The organism is Gleimia europaea ACS-120-V-Col10b (assembly GCF_000411155.1).
GTDB lineage: Bacteria > Actinomycetota > Actinomycetes > Actinomycetales > Actinomycetaceae > Gleimia > Gleimia europaea_B.
This window is the reverse complement of record NZ_KE150266.1, coordinates 1,139,612-1,154,498: the sequence shown is the minus strand read 5'-3', so window position 1 is coordinate 1,154,498 and position 14,887 is coordinate 1,139,612. Positions and strand designations below refer to the sequence as shown.

Sequence of the window (14,887 nt, the reverse complement as noted above, 5' to 3'; positions counted from 1 at the left end):
CAATAAATGGTAAAGTAATTTTGCATAAAGGTTAAAAGAGATTGGGGGTTGCGATGTTTGAAATGAACACAACGTTCGAGTCGCAGTCGGTGAGCCTAAACGCTCCTGTTGGCATTAGCTTGACCAACGCGTTCGCTCGCTGCGCACAGCGCGCTGGCACAGAAAAGGTTGATCTTTCTGGCCTGCGTTTTGTTGAAGCTACGGACTGCGCCGCGCAATCTTTCTTGGCAGATGCTCCCGCCCAGTCAGCTTTGAGTATTCAATTGGGCAACCCCAGCGAACCCGCCGTGTTGCACGATCTTGGCCTTGATCCGCAGCTTCTGGAAGTCGCCGTCTTGGCGGCGCTCCAGCGCACCGGCAGAGAGAGCCTGGATATTGTGCAGCTAACCGGACAGAGCGCTGACCACCTGCTGTCACTCAAGCAGGTGGAGACCCTGCGCGCATTGAAGGATGAGGGCCTGGTTCGCAACTGGGGGGTTCATGTACGTACCGTCCGTCAGGCGATGCGCGCCATGTCGCTCGTGGGCCTGAGCTACGTTTCGTTCAGCGCATCAGACTTTGGCGCCGAGGCCACTGTCGGTATTCTGGCGGCGGCGCGCCGGGCGGGCACCACAGTAATAGTTTCGGTAGATGCCGATACTCCCGCGCACGTCATTTCTCAGTTGCGTTGTCACCCGAGTGTTCTCGGTGTTTTGATTGAGGTTCATACTCTGGATGGCCTCGCGCAATCTGCCTCTACTATCGAGACTCTGCGCCGCTTCAGCAACGTTTTGCGCATCGCGTAGAAATAGGACTACTTTCGCGCGGTGTTGGTCGGAGCTTAACCCGGCTTGAGCCGCAGTTCCACGCACGGCTGATAGTTTTACGTCGCGGGCGCAGCCGGATGCGTTCCGGCAGGCACCCGCTAAAAGCGTGAGCCGTTTGCCTAGTGGTCTACGCGCGAAAGATCAGCGGTTGCCGGGTCCACCATTTTTGATCCGGTAACCAGCTTGTGTCCCACCCACAGCAGTAGGAACGCGATCAGGCCAACGTAGGTGGAGAAGATTGCGCCGACGTTGAACTGGCCGGAGAAGATCTCCATGTTCTGTCCGAAGATGATGATCAAAACCATAATGAGGGCAACGATGGGGCCTAGCGGGAACAGTTTGGAACGGAAAGGCAGTTCAGCAGGGTCGTGGCCTTGCGCTTTAAGGGCCTTGCGGAAGCGGTAGTGGCTCCACGCAATGCCGGCCCACACGATGAAGCCAGACAGGCCGGAAACGGTGACGAGCCACAGGTAGGCCGCGCCATCGCCAATCAGGGACGTGATGAATGCGAACGCACCCACCGCAGTGGTGGCCAGCAGGGCCGGCATGGGAACGCCGCGCTTATTGACCTTGGTGAAAATCTTGGGTGCCTTGCCCGAAATAGCCAGGGAATACAGCATGCGGGACGAGGCGTACATACCGGAGTTTCCGGCCGAGAGGATAGCGGTTAGTACCACCGCGTTCATGATCGTTGCCGTGCCGAGAATGCCGGCGCGCTCAAAAATGAGGGTGAACGGTGAGATGGAAATGTCGCCAATATCTGCCGCCAGCAGGTGCGGGTCAGAGTAGTGCAGCAGGAAACCGATTACCGCGATCGCCCCAATGTAGAACAGGGTGATGCGGAAGAACACGGTGCGCACGGCCTTGGGAATAGTGTGCTCGGGGTTTTCCGCCTCACCTGCGGCAACTGCAATAAGCTCGGTGCCTTGGAAAGAGAAGCCCGCTATCATCATGATGGAGAACCATCCTAGCCAGCCGTTAACAAACGGGGCGTCACCGGAAGTCCAGTTTTGCGTGCCGGGGGACGGGCCGCCCAGAATCCCGAAGATCATGGCAACGCCAACAATCAGGAACACGATCACGGTGACGACCTTGATGAGAGCGAGGTAAAACTCGGTTTCGCCAAATCCTTTCACGGTGAAGGCGTTGATGAGGAACAGGACGGCAAGGAACAGGGCTGACCACACCCAGGAGGGCACGGTGGGGAACCAGTAGCGCATGACGAGCGCGACGGCCACGATCTCTGCGGCCAGAGTGATAGCCCAGTTGAACCAGTAGTTCCAGCCGGTGGCAAAGCCAAACGAGGGTGAGATCCACCGGGTTGCCCAGTTCTCGAACGAACCTGCGGTGGGTAGCCACGTGGACATTTCCCCCAGCGACTGCATGAGCAGGTACACCATGAAACCGATGGCCGCGTAAGCAGCGAGGGCGCCACCTGGGCCAGCCTGGGAGATCGATCCGCCCGATGCGACGAGGAGGCCGGTGCCAATCGCGCCGCCCATAGCGATCATGTTCAGGTGGCGAGCCCCGAGCTTTCGTTTCAGCTTCTCCGGGTTTGCCCCAGACTCACTGGCTGGCTGCCCCGATGGGGTGTTTTGCGGCGCGCTCATCACAGTTCCAATCTCGATTGTTATTTCCTATTGGGAAACTTACAGCAAAACGCTTCGCGCTCCGAAGGGCGCTCATTTTCTGCCCGAACTGTGGACGTTACCTCGAAGTATGAGCGCGTTCAATTCTGTGTGGCCAGTGCCGCAAATCCGCGCGATATTGCGCGTGGTTTTAGTTTTGGCACGGGCTTGGCTTGATAGATTTGGGGCGAAAGGAGCTGCTATGAGTGTCAGTGAGCGTTTGGAAGAACTTGGCGTCGAGTTGCCGAAGGTGGTGGCTCCCGTAGCGGCGTACACGCCGGCCCTCGTTTTTGGAAATACGGTGCGCACATCTGGCCAGTTGCCAATCGCAGATGGGCAACTGGTGTGCCAGGGCCGCGTTGGGCCTAACCGAACCAGCCCGGTGGAAGCATACGAGGCCGCCCGCCTGTGTGCTTTGAACGCGCTAGCTGCCGCAGCTGAGGCTGCCGGCGGAGTGGACCGCATCAAGGGAGTGCTAAAGGTTACGGGTTTTGTGGCTTCCTCACGCGCCTTTCATGCTCAACCTGCCGTGATTAACGGGGCGTCAGAGTTGTACCAGGAGATTTTTGGCACCCAGCACGTGCGCTCCGCAGTGGGGGTAAACGCCCTCCCTCTGGACGCCTCCGTTGAGGTAGAAGTCGAGTTCGAACTCCAAGACTAGGCCAAAACCGGTAGCTAAATCCCGCTACCGGCCGCCGGTCAGCTACTTAGCTACGCCCTCTTGGACGGCGGTGGCAAACCACTTGGTGATTGACGTGGGGTGCGTGATTGCGGTGCCAACCACGGCCGCCCAAGCGCCGGCTTCCATTACCTGGCGAGCTTGATCGACGGTGTGGATGCGGCCTTCGCACAGCACGGGGTGGTTGGGGAATTCCGCAACGATGCGGCGGAGCACTTCAAAGTCGGGGCCGTCGGTCTTGGGGCGCTCGCCCGTGTAGCCCGAAAGCGTGGTAGAAAGAATGTCGCTGCCAGCCTCGGCGGCCATCACCGCGTCCGCAAAAGACCCGCAATCGGCCATCACCACGGCGCCCTCCTCGTGCAGGGCCGCCACGGTCTGGGCGTAAGTGAGGCCATCGGGACGGGGGCGGCGCGTGGCGTCAAGGGCAACTATGTCAGCTCCGGCCATCATGCACGCGCGCGCGTGGCGCAACGTGGGGGTGATGAACACGCCGTCGTGACCGTCCTTCCACAGGCCGATCACGGGCACATCCACCTGGCCACGAATCGCGGAAATGTCGGCCAGGCCCTGGCAGCGGATGGCAACTGCCCCGCCCTGTTGCGCGGCGAGCGCAATCTGCGCCATCGTTTCGGGGTGGCGCATCGGCTCGCCCGGGTATGCCTGCACCGAGACGACGAGGCCGCCTTTGATCTGCTGTAACAGGGCGTTTGCTCTATCGTTCATTTTCTACTCCTTCAAGTTTGGAAGCGGCCCAGGTGGTGGCGCCAAGTATGGGAGCGTCAGATCCGAGCGTGCCTTCAAGTATTTCGATTTCTTTAAGTATGGGCAGGGCGCCGGCCCGGAAGGCATCTTTTAGGGCAGACCACCAGATCTTACCCGACCTCGTAACGGAGCCCGAGAGCACTACGACCTGAGGGTCAACGCAGTTCGCAATGCCCGCTATTGCGTCGCCCAAACCGGCTCCAGAATCTGCCAGCACCTGCGTGGCCAGAGCTTCGCCCGCCTGCGCGCGCTGGGTGATTTCCCGCCCGCTTTCAGCCCGAGCCTCATTAGCGCTTTTGCGCGCATTGTAAAGGTCAACCTGGCCGGTGCCCGACGCCACGGACTCGATGTGTCCGCAAGCCCCGCACGAGCAGGGGAAGCCGGCGGCGAGTGGGTGGGGAACATGGCCGACGTGTCCGGCGGCAAAGTGCGCACCCATGCACAGCTTGCCGCCCGTAACAATAGCCCCGCCAATGCCGGTGCCTACCGCTACTGCCAACACGGATTCATATCCTTTACCCGCCCCGAACGTACATTCGCCAAGCGCGTGGGCGTGCACGTCGTTCAACGCGGCCACGGGCAATCCAAACTCATTTTCTACCAGCTGTGCCAGGGGCGTTCCCGCCCAGCCCTTAATCAAATCCGTTGCCGAAATGATAGCCCCGGTTGTCGTATTCACAACGCCAGCAGATGCAATGCCAATAGCCGCTGGGGCTTCGTTTTCACAGGCGAGGCACCGTCGAACTGATTCCAATACGGCCTCGACTACCGCGTTCGACCCTGCTTGGGCGGGGGTGGGAACCTCGGATTTGTTGCTAACGCGGGGGAGGGAGTCGCCTAGCTCAACGGTGGCTGACGCGATTTTGGTGCCGCCAATGTCGATGGCGATGAAATGCCGGGGGCTGGTTGCAACTGTTGAGGAGGTTGGTGCCACCGTTAGCTCCTTTGCGCGCGAAACTGTTTCCCTCAAATCCTAACAAATAAGACGTCTGATGAAAGGGGTGTTTATTGTGAAACTCGAATCGCACTGGTGGACGGGGGTTAATCTGGGGGAATGGCACTTACAGATCTGACTTTGACCGAGATGCGCTCGTTCCAACCCGACGTGCACATGCCTTCTGACTTCACCTCGTTTTGGGAAAACACACTGGCGCAAACCCGCCAGAAGATTACCCAAAACGGCCTGGTCTATTCGCTCACCGCGCTTGACACCCCGTATCAGCAGGTGGAGTTTTACGACCTCGAATTCCCCGGTTTCATGGGTGATCCGATCCGCGGGTGGCTATCCGGGCCCGCTGGTTTCATGCAACAAACCGATTTGCCAATCATGGTGCAGTACCACGGGTACGGAGGCGGGCGCGGCATCCCCGGCGCCTACCCGCACTGGCCGATGGCAGGCTACGTGCACCTGTCGATGGATACGCGCGGGCAAGGCGGAGATTTTGGAGGATACGCTGCCACGTCGGATCCGCACCCGGCCTCCTCGCACGCTCGCGGCTTCATGTCGAACGGGATCGAAAGCAAGGAGGACTACTATTTCCGCAGGCTGGTAACCGACGCCGTTATGGCTGTGGATACCGCTCTAGAACTTCCGTTTGTGGATAAGTCGCGAGTGTTTGTTACGGGCGCCTCCCAGGGCGGCTATCTGTCCATCGCGGCGGGGGCCCTCCACGATTGCGTGCGCGCCTCCATGCCCGATGTTGCGGGCTTTTGCTACCTGATGCGCGGAGTTGACCTCACGGATGACAATCCGTACCGCGAACTTGCACGTTTCTTTAACACCCACCCCACGCGCGTAGATCACTACGTGAAAGTGTTGAACTATTTTGACGGCGTGAACTTTGCACGCATCGCTCAGGCCCCGGCGCTATTCAGCCTGGGCATGATGGACGTGACGGTGCCGCCCTCAACCACATACGCCGCATACAACGTTTACAACGCTCCGGCTGAAATCGAGGTTTACCCCTACGCCGGCCACGATGGCGGCGGCCTGCATCACTTCCTCAAGCAGGCCGAATGGGTCGGCCAGTTCCTCTAGCGCATCGCTTGAAAGAGTGAAAGGGCCCGCTTACGTGCCGGTAGATATCGGAGGTAAGCGGGCCAGATGCTAGGAGACGCTAGTACCTGATCGCGTCGATCGGTTTTACCTTCACCGCGATGGCTGCGGGGATGATACCGGCGAGGGCACCCACACCCGCTGCGATGAGGACGCCCAGCAGCGCGGCGGTCATCGGGTAGGGGATGGATGAGACCGGGATCGGGAAGTCCAACCAGTCACTCGGCGCAAACCGGATGGTGAGGATCGAGAGCAAAACGCCCGTAAAGCCGGCGGCAGTAGTGGCTACCACGGATTCAAGGAATACGGAGAAGAATACGCGCCGAGCGGAGGCGCCCATCGCTCGCCTAATGCCGATCTCGCGGATACGCTGGCGAACCGTCACAATCGAAACGGTCAGTAGACCAAACGCGCCCAGCATGATCACAATGCCACCGATGATGGAGACGATGGTCGTAATGATCGCCCGCTGATCCTCGCCAACATCGGACTGTTCCCCAGACCAGTAGCTGTCCACCTGCCAGTCGGGTCCAAGCTGAGACTTCAGCGTGGCCAGCACAACCTCGTTCGCAACTTTTTCTTGCCCAACTGGAACCAGTGCGCGCAACTCGCCCGCCTCAAGATTTACCGGGCCGCTTTCCCCCGCACTAAGACGAGGTTGCGAACCAATCAGGCCGTCGTAGTGCATGAAAATCTCGTTTTGATCCCACCTCGTCTGAGTCTTAACAACACCCACCACGGTAAGGGTCAAACCCGGATCGCCCTCAACGATGATTCGCGGATAGTTCAGCGGATTGGGCCTGCCCATGTTGTCCCACAGCTTCTCGTTGATTACAACGGGATTCATCTGGAGCGTCGCGTCAGCGTCATTAATGAAGCGCCCCACCAGAAGCTGGCGCGCAAAAAACTTGAAATAAATCGGGTCAACGCCGCTTAGCTCCACCTGGTTATCAAAGCAGTCTTCCTTGTTGTAATCGCATTTAGACACCCACGAAGAGGTGCGCACGTTCGGTGATGTTTTCACCGAACGCGACCAGTTGGTGATCTTGAGATCCTCCATCGTTGCGCGGGCCGCTGCCCCGAACTTGCTTGTGCGCATACCCGTGGAATCTTCCACGAGGTCGGCGCTCTTGCCCAGCTGCGACTGGCTAGACCCACTGCCGTAACCCTCGGGGCCGTACGGGCCGGAGGGGCCAAACTTGGTTTCCGGATTGCCTTCGCCACCACTGGAAGGGCTGGCTTGGAAGGTGAGAATACCGGGCCGGTTGCCAGAGATGGTTTGGAAATACTCATCGGTTGCAATCGCCATCGAACCCAGTGCGAGCACGGTAGCCATAGCCCACACGGCCACGGCCACACCCGTTAGGGACAGAACAAACCGGCCCTTGTTGATCTTGATTTCGCCCCAGGCCTCAATGAGGGCGCTCAGAATCTTATTCACTGCGCCTCCACCTCTAAAGACCGAGTAGCTAAAGCATCGTGCACCTGTTCGTGACTGCGCTCAACCAGCACGCCCTCGGAAATCTGATAAATCTGCTTCGCGCGGGCCGCCACCTGCATGTCGTGCGAAATGATGATGAGGGCAGAGTTCATTTCTGCTGCCACTTTCTCCAGCAACTCCATCACCATGCTGCCGGTTTGCAGGTCAAGGGCGCCCGTGGGCTCATCCGCGAGGATCACTTTGGGCCGGCGCACGAGGGCGCGAGCAATCGCAACGCGCTGCTGCTCACCGCCCGACAGTTGGCTAGGCATCGCCTCCAGACGATCCCCCAGGCCCACAAGCTCAAGCATTTCTGCAGCCAAACTAGAGCGGCGAAACAGCGTTCTTGTAGAGGACGAATACAGTAGCGGCACCTCCACGTTCTCCAGTGCCGTGCGCGCGTTAAACAGGTTGAACTGTTGGAACACGAAACCAAACGAGCTGCCGCGCAGAGCCGCACGCTTACTTTCAGAGAGTTTAGCTACGTCCTCACCCGCAAAAATGTACGTGCCCGAATCGGGTAGATCCAACATGCCGATGATATTCAGTAGCGTTGATTTACCCGTTCCGGACTGGCCCACAATCGAAATGTGATCGCGTGCGGACACAGTTAGGTCAACCCCGCGCAAAATCGGGAGGGGATTGCCGTTTTGCAAAGTGACCGTTCTGGTTACGCCGGTAAGTTCTAACACGGTTTAACCGACTCCACCCGCATCCGTGTACTCCTGCGCCGGACCATTCTGATCGTTGTCCTGGCGGGGAACGAACTCCAAAATCTCCTGGCCTTCGGTCAAGCCCTCTTTGATTTCAATGAGGTAACCATCCGAAATGCCGAGTTTAACCTCAACCTTTTCCGGCTTTTGCGTGATGTCGTCCGTGGGGAGGTAGACCATGCCCCGCTGGTAGCGGCCCTCCACAGCCGTGACGGGCACGACGAGAGCATTCTTAGCCTCGCCACCGTGGATGATTAGCTTGGCTTTCACACCGTCAAACACGAGCTCGGAATCAGGAATGTCGCAACGCAGCTGAGGGCCGGAATTGCTTTGCCCTTCGCCCTCTTTTTGTACCGGGGAGCCGGTCACGGTCTTTAGGCCCGTGCACTTAAACGGTGCGGGACCGCCGGTAACCGCCAGTTCGGCTTCCTCGGGAACGCCCTGCAGTGAATACAACTGATCGGGTGTAACGGGAACTTCCGCGTGGAACGTGTCGGGCACGATCGTGGCAACGGGGGTGCCCACGTCAACCTGCTGGTCGATGAGAGCGTCCAAAGAAACCGTGCCGGGTGAAGCCGCAACCACGTTGTGGTAAGTCTCAACCGCAGGGGCAGGAGGCGCCACTTCACCATCCGGGCCAGGATCGGGAGTTTCTGGAACCTCCTTGTGCATGATCTGCATGATGCGATCACCCGCGTTCACCTTCGCGCCGTCCTCCACGAACAGCCACACCACGGTGCCCTGCGCGGTTGCCTTCACCGTTTCCGACTTGTTGCGCACAACCGACGCGTCGAGCGTAACCTCGTGCGAAATATCAGAGCGCGTCACCTGCGTTGTGGGGAACGTGAAATCTCCATCTCCCACCAAATCGGGCCCTTTTTGTTGATTGGGAAAGAACGCGAACTTAACTAGCGCGATGGCGATAACCACCCAGATCAGCAATCGCAGGATCTGCATTATGAGAGTTCTAGTGGGGTGTGCGTTCATAGGGCGCCCTCTTTGGCTCGCATCCGGCAAATTGTTTAAAAGCATAATACTTTGTGGAATGCCGAAATTTTTAATTCCGAGTTTATAAAGCCCTACGCGCCTGTAGCGCCGCCCTCATTTATCGGTTCAGGAAAGAACGCGAAGGGTACGAAACTGAACCACACGCCCGCAGTTTCGCGCTCCCACAGCATGCCGATTCCGTTGTCGAGGGCAACGATGCTCTGGTAGCCGTGGTGGCGCGGGTTGATCGCCAGCTTGACCCAGTTTGGTTTCGCGCCTGGGCGCATCAGGCTGTGCGCGTCGGTTCGATACAGCGTTCCGCAGCCACGGTAGGGCAACATTCGCGAGGCGTTAGCGAAATACACGAAGGCACCTTGGGCCACTGCTGCCGGTTGGCAGAAAATCTCCGAAATCTGCGTTTCTTCCGTGACTTCGCCCCAAGTGAGTCCCCCATCTTTTGACACTGCGCGCTGAACGAACGGACGCTGCGATCGCGAAAACATCACCACGTTGCCATCGGGCAGTTCAACCACCGCAGATTCAGACATCGTTGCCGCCGGGTTAGTGAAGCGGCACGGATCCACCCGTTCGCCATCAATCGTGCGCGAGTCATTGGGGGAGCCTGAGCGCCGCCACGTCTGGCCGTCATCATCAGAGTAGATCACGGCGGCCGAGAACTGCGAGGCTCCCTCGTTCGAAAAATACACCGGCACCAGTAGACGGCCCGCGTTTTCGCCGTGGCGAAGGCGGATTCCCGCGCCCGGGCCGATGCCCAGGAACGTCATCCACTCATCTTTAACGTCGCTAGTTATAAGGCGAGGAGGAGACCAGGTTTCACCTCGATCCGTAGACGTCACGATAGCGATGTGTCCCGTTGGGATCACCGTTAGTGGGCCTGCCCCCAGAATCTGCGGGCCAGCCTGGGCCACAAACTCGGTGAGCTCACCGCCGCGTGTCACCACCGGCGTTGGTTGCTGTGGCCAGCCTCCAGGCACTAAAAACTCCTGCCCGTCCGGTGAGGTCAACACCAGGTCATCGCCGTCATGGCCGTGTCCCGGCGCCGAATTCAGTAGGCCAATCCCCGCTGGGTACAAGTCAAACAGCAGGTGGATACGCCCCTGCGCGTCCTCCACGCACGCCGGGTCGGTGACCGAAATCGGGTTGTCCAGGCGTGACAGGTAGCCGGCAATCGCACGGGGAGCAGACCACGTGGCTCCCTCATCGTCAGAAAAAGACGCCACAATCTCGGTTACGTTCGGAGAATCATTTGGCAGGCCGTGGCGCGCATCCGCGAACGCTACTAAGCGCCCACTACGGTGGCGCAAAAGACTGGGAATCCGGTGAAAAATGCCGTCCGGGAAGCGGTCAAACACGGGGGTTTGGGCCACCGGCGCACGCCCGCTTAGCGCTGCAATCTGCTGGTCGTTTAGCGCCGGGTAGATGCCCCCGCGCCCCACCTCGCCCATCAAGCGTTCGCCGTGCAACGACTGCCCGATCACGAAGCGATCAAGGCGCGGCGCAGACCCGGGAGCATGGCCCGTCAGCCAACCGTCTACAAACACCTCGATAGCGCCGCCGCCAAACGCTACTACGAGGTTGTGCCAGCGCCCATCAGACCAAGCGCCAGCGCACTCAATCCGCGTATCTGCCGCAGGTAGCTCCACCCTTATTCCGGCCTCGTCAATGCAGGCGGCAAGCGCGGGTTTTCCTTGGTTTTGGGCGGCAAATACCGTGCCGTACTGGCCCTCGCCACGCACCCGGAAGCGGGCGTGCACCGCCCATTCGCGCAGGTTATCAATGCGCGCGGCGTCGCGGGCATTAAGCTCCATGGCCGCAAACTCAACCAACGCGTCCGGCAGGGGGCTACCTTGCCTCACCGCGCGCGCAATGTCCTCGTACGCGGTTCCGGTTACCGTTACCGAAGTATCTGCACCTACCGGGTCGCTAACGGTCACCGGAGCAGACCACACCTCGTATCCGTCCAAGAAAATGCGCGTCGGCCCACCCGGAAAAAGCGCGACCGTGTGTTCGCCTCGCAGGCGCGTATCCTCCATCGCGTAGTGAAAACGGCCCGGCTTATCACCAGAGAACACCAGGCAATCGCCATCCACGGCGAGTCTCCAGTCCGGTCCGCTCATAACCGTGGCCGTGCCGCCAACCCACCTCGAAAACCAAACGCTAGCGGGTGTCATCATCACCATCCTCAAATAAACGTGGCGCTACCCCAAACGGAGCGCGCCACAATGAAACGGTTCTGCCTGCCTTAAATCAGCCAAGTTTAAGAATGTCTGCAAGCGGCTCGTAATGGGCGTAAACAGCAGCGCGATACGCATCGGCATCACCAGCCTGCGCGGTTTCCAGCATGAGGGCGTGAGCTTTCGCGGTGCGCACCAGATCCGGCTTAATCGTTTCCTCCATGTCCGGAATGAATGACTGATGCACCATCCACATCGCCGCAACCAGCTGATTCAGCAGGCTGTTATCCAAATAGGAGGACAGCCCGTTGTGGAAAGCAATGTCTTCCTCCAGGTAGGTCTGCCCGGCCTCGGCCTTCTTAATCATGACCTCAACCAGTTCTTCTAGCTCCGGATTGGAAGTTCCCTTCAGTTCCCGTGCCAGGCTGTCGCTCATTCCCAGATCAATGTATCTGCGGATAGCCACCACGTGTCGCAAGGATTCCGATCCTTCAAAATGATCGAGGGCGTAGCGCAGAACCAGGGTTTCAACCATCGGTTGAAGCGACATTTCCCCCACGAAGGAGCCGCGTCCCTGCTGGACTCGCACGATGTCGAGGGCCTCGAGCTTACGAATGGCTTCGCGCACGGATGAGCGGGAAACGCCAAGGTCTTCACACAGCTGAATTTCCGTGGGGAGTGGATCGCCAGGCTTTAGCTGGTGGTCAAGTATGTAGGCTTTTACCGCGTCCATAGTGGCTTTGGACCTGTGAACAGACGCGATTCGGCCAGAGTCTGAGCTCTTCGGCAGGTTTTTAGAAGTGCTTTCCAAAAACGCTTGCATTAGGTTGTCTGTCATCATACGATTATCCTAACTGATACTTAGCAACGATGCTTATTGTTTCAGAAGTGAAGCGAATCCGTTTCATTCCCATCTCAACGGAGAGGAAAAGTTATGAGTTCTTCGAAACGCTGGGCCAAAGTAGCCGCAGTTGCAGCAGCTGCGGCACTTGCACTCTCGGCATGTGGCGGAGGGGCAGACAAAGGCACCACAGATTCCACAGGAGCGGCCGGTGATGGTGCACCCACCGGCACCCTGAACCTGGGTGTAGCGTACGAAACCACCAACTACGATCCTTCTACCACGTCCTCGGCCCTCGCAATGGGTTCGAACTGGCACGTGATGGAAGGCTTGTACGAGTTCAACATGGCAACCTACGAGGTCTACCCGGCACTTGCTGATGGGGAGCTAAAGCAGGTTTCCGACACCGAATATGAGGCTACGCTCCGCGCGGACGCCAAGTTCTCCGACGGCACCCCCGTGACCACAAAGGACTACCTCGAGTCCTGGGCACGCACCACGGACGCGACCTCCATCTACCAGCAGTTCTTCGCAATGGTGGACTCGGTAGAGGCCAAGGACGATTCCACCCTCGTGTTCAAGCTGAAGTACCCGTTCGCTAACCTGGCGCAGCGCCTCGTGAACGTTAAGGTAGTTCCCGCCTCGTCCACGCAGGAAGAGATGACCGCATTCCCCGTTGGGACTGGCCCGTACAAGTACGAATCCATCACCGACACCGCCATTGAAGCCGTGCCGAACGAGTTCTACAACGGCTCCAAGCCCGCAACGGTAGAGAAGATGCACTGGGACATCCTCAAGGATGACTCCGCTCGCCTCTCCGCAGCACTGGGCGGCACCATCGACATCATGGAAACCGTTCCCTCCGCGCTGAAGTCGCAGGTTGAGGGCGCCGGCTGGACCATCCAGGAAACCCCGGGCTACAACAACGCGTTCCTCATGTTCAACACCTCGAAGGCTCCCTTCGACAAGCCGGAGGTGCGCCGGGCATTCCACCAGGCCATCGACCGTCAGAAGCTGGTTGAGCAGGGTCTTGCAGGTGACGCGGTAGCGTCCACCTCGTTCCTGCCTGAAGTTAACCCGGCATACAAGAAGGCCGCCACGCAGTTCGACTTCGACACTGAAGCCGCGAAGGCAGCATTCGCAGACGCTGGCCTCACCGAAATCACGCTGATCACCACCGACCACGCGTGGATCGCAAACCTCATCCCGCAAGTTAAGCAGGATCTTGAGGCCGCCGGCCTGAAGGTAAACGTACAGTCCATGGCATCCTCGGATCTGTACGCAAACTACGCGGACGTTGATGCGGCAACCTACGACGTAGCAATGGCACCTGGTGACCCGTCGGTATTTGGCCAGGATCCAGGCATCATCATCGACTGGTGGTACGGCGACAACGTCTGGACCCAGAAGCGCACCTTCTGGCAGACCTCGGATCCGGAGAACTACAAGAAGCTCCGCGACCTCGTTGCCGAAGCCTCGCAGCTTGAAGGCGATGCGGCAAAGGCCAAGTGGGGCGAAGCTCAGGATCTAATCGCTGAGAACGCACCCCTATTCCCGCTCTTCCACCGCACCATGATCACCGGTGTGAACGAGAACAGGGTCTCTGGCTTCAAGGGCATCGGCACCACCGGCCTTGAAGCACTTGGCGTAACCGTCAAGTAGCACGCAACTAGGCAAGTGAGGAAGGGGCGGGATCACGTCCCGCCCCTTCCTCCTTCCCAAAATCAGTAAATCCCATCAAAATCTGCGTCAGTTCTTAGCGAAGATAGAACAGGAAATGGGTTGTGAACAATCTTCTTAGACTTCTCGGTCGGCGCCTCGTCGCCCTCCCGATCATGGTGATTGGAGTGACCTTACTGGTCTTCTTCATCATGTATCTGTCGCCAATTGACCCGGCCTACTCGGCCCTTGGCGAATTCGCCACACCTGAGGCACTAGAAAAATACCGGATGGACAACGGTCTAAACGATCCGTTCTTGGTTCAATACGTCAACTACCTGGCCGGCATGATCCAAGGTGACCTTGGCTCCTACGGTGTGGGAAGTGCAAACCGCGTCTCTGACCTCGTGGGCACCGCCCTACCAATCACGTTGCAACTAACGTTCTTCGGCCTCATCATCGCGGTTATTTTCGCATTCCCGCTCGGCATCATCGCAGCTATCTACCGCGATCAGTGGCCAGACCAGGTAATCCGCGTTCTGTCAGTAATCTTCCTGGGAACCCCTTCCTTCTGGCTAGCCAGCCTCCTCGTGCTCGGCTTCGTTGGAACCTCCCTGCCCGTGTCGGGCGCCCTGCCCTCAATGACCGGCGACTTCTCCGGCTGGTTCATGCGCATGCTGCTACCCGCCCTTGCCCTCGCAACCCCGGTTGTTGGCCAAATGACGCGCGTGGTGAGGACGTCGATGGTTGAAGAACTCGACTCCGACTACGTTCGCACCGCCCTTGGCGCCGGCATCCCCCGCGCTGTCGTTATCTCTCGTAACGTTCTGCGCAACGCGCTCATCACCCCGGTAACCGTGCTGGGCCTACGCGTTGGCTACCTGATCGGTGGCGCAGTAGTTATCGAAATCATCTTCAACCTGCAGGGTATGGGACGCGTACTCGTCACCGGTATCCAAGCGAACTACGTGACCTTGGTGCAAGGCGGTGTGCTCGTTGTGGCAATCGCGTTCATCATCGTCAACATCATCGTCGACTTGCTCTACCTGCTAATCAACCCGCGCATAAGGTCGGTGTAAAC

At 58.9% G+C, this 14,887-nt stretch carries 13 protein-coding genes; 5 read left to right on the top strand and 8 right to left on the bottom strand.

The features are described 5' to 3' along the window. Positions 1–53 precede the first annotated feature (53 nt). Positions 54–785, top strand: coding sequence for an aldo-keto reductase family protein (locus tag HMPREF9238_RS05265; protein WP_016444413.1), 732 nt, complete (start codon positions 54–56; stop codon positions 783–785). Between the two features lie 140 nt (positions 786–925). Here the strand turns inward: HMPREF9238_RS05265 and HMPREF9238_RS05260 are convergent, their stop codons facing one another. Beyond that, positions 926–2,416, bottom strand: a complete 1,491-nt coding sequence (locus HMPREF9238_RS05260) for an amino acid permease (protein WP_016444412.1) — start codon at positions 2,414–2,416, stop codon at positions 926–928. Between the two features lie 220 nt (positions 2,417–2,636). Between HMPREF9238_RS05260 and HMPREF9238_RS05255 the strand changes: the two genes are divergently transcribed. Then, positions 2,637–3,095: a RidA family protein gene (locus HMPREF9238_RS05255; protein ID WP_016444411.1), complete on the top strand. Its 459-nt coding sequence runs from the start codon at positions 2,637–2,639 to the stop codon at positions 3,093–3,095. Between the two features lie 42 nt (positions 3,096–3,137). Here HMPREF9238_RS05255 and HMPREF9238_RS05250 read toward each other — a convergent pair whose 3' ends face one another. Together HMPREF9238_RS05250 and HMPREF9238_RS05245 are read right to left on the bottom strand one after the other, a co-directional pair. After that, positions 3,138–3,836 (bottom strand): N-acetylmannosamine-6-phosphate 2-epimerase, encoded by a 699-nt coding sequence (locus HMPREF9238_RS05250; RefSeq protein ID WP_016444410.1) that lies wholly within the window; start codon positions 3,834–3,836, stop codon positions 3,138–3,140. After that, positions 3,826–4,809 carry an ROK family protein gene (locus HMPREF9238_RS05245; RefSeq protein WP_016444409.1) on the bottom strand — a complete coding sequence of 328 codons (984 nt, stop codon included), beginning with the start codon at positions 4,807–4,809 and terminating at the stop codon, positions 3,826–3,828. Before HMPREF9238_RS05245 ends, HMPREF9238_RS05250 begins: the two co-directional genes overlap by 11 nt. A 120-nt stretch (positions 4,810–4,929) precedes the next feature. Here HMPREF9238_RS05245 and HMPREF9238_RS05240 point away from each other — a divergent pair, with 120 nt between their 5' ends. Next, positions 4,930–5,913 carry an acetylxylan esterase gene (locus HMPREF9238_RS05240; RefSeq protein ID WP_016444408.1) on the top strand — a complete coding sequence of 328 codons (984 nt, stop codon included), beginning with the start codon at positions 4,930–4,932 and terminating at the stop codon, positions 5,911–5,913. Between the two features lie 79 nt (positions 5,914–5,992). On the opposite strand, the gene HMPREF9238_RS05235 is transcribed toward HMPREF9238_RS05240, so the two are convergent. From HMPREF9238_RS05235 to HMPREF9238_RS05215, 5 genes are all read right to left on the bottom strand, one after another. Beyond that, positions 5,993–7,372 (bottom strand): ABC transporter permease, encoded by a 1,380-nt coding sequence (locus HMPREF9238_RS05235; RefSeq protein WP_016444407.1) that lies wholly within the window; start codon positions 7,370–7,372, stop codon positions 5,993–5,995. After that, on the bottom strand, positions 7,369–8,103 hold the full coding sequence (locus tag HMPREF9238_RS05230; RefSeq protein ID WP_016444406.1) for an ABC transporter ATP-binding protein: 735 nt from the start codon (positions 8,101–8,103) through the stop codon (positions 7,369–7,371). Before HMPREF9238_RS05230 ends, HMPREF9238_RS05235 begins: the two co-directional genes overlap by 4 nt. Positions 8,104–8,106: 3 nt before the next feature. Then, positions 8,107–9,081 (bottom strand): efflux RND transporter periplasmic adaptor subunit, encoded by a 975-nt coding sequence (locus tag HMPREF9238_RS05225; protein WP_051109781.1) that lies wholly within the window; start codon positions 9,079–9,081, stop codon positions 8,107–8,109. Positions 9,082–9,203: 122 nt separating this feature from the next. Beyond that, positions 9,204–11,306, bottom strand: coding sequence for an exo-alpha-sialidase (locus HMPREF9238_RS05220; protein WP_232217600.1), 2,103 nt, complete (start codon positions 11,304–11,306; stop codon positions 9,204–9,206). Between the two features lie 73 nt (positions 11,307–11,379). Next, complete coding sequence (locus tag HMPREF9238_RS05215) at positions 11,380–12,147, bottom strand: FadR/GntR family transcriptional regulator (protein ID WP_016444403.1); 768 nt, start codon at positions 12,145–12,147, stop codon at positions 11,380–11,382. A gap of 93 nt (positions 12,148–12,240) precedes the next feature. On the opposite strand from HMPREF9238_RS05215, the gene HMPREF9238_RS05210 reads away from it, so the two are divergent. Beyond that, complete coding sequence (locus tag HMPREF9238_RS05210; RefSeq protein WP_016444402.1) at positions 12,241–13,809, top strand: ABC transporter substrate-binding protein; 1,569 nt, start codon at positions 12,241–12,243, stop codon at positions 13,807–13,809. A gap of 122 nt (positions 13,810–13,931) precedes the next feature. Next, on the top strand, positions 13,932–14,885 hold the full coding sequence (locus tag HMPREF9238_RS05205; protein ID WP_016444401.1) for an ABC transporter permease: 954 nt from the start codon (positions 13,932–13,934) through the stop codon (positions 14,883–14,885). The last annotated feature ends 2 nt before the right edge of the window (positions 14,886–14,887 follow it).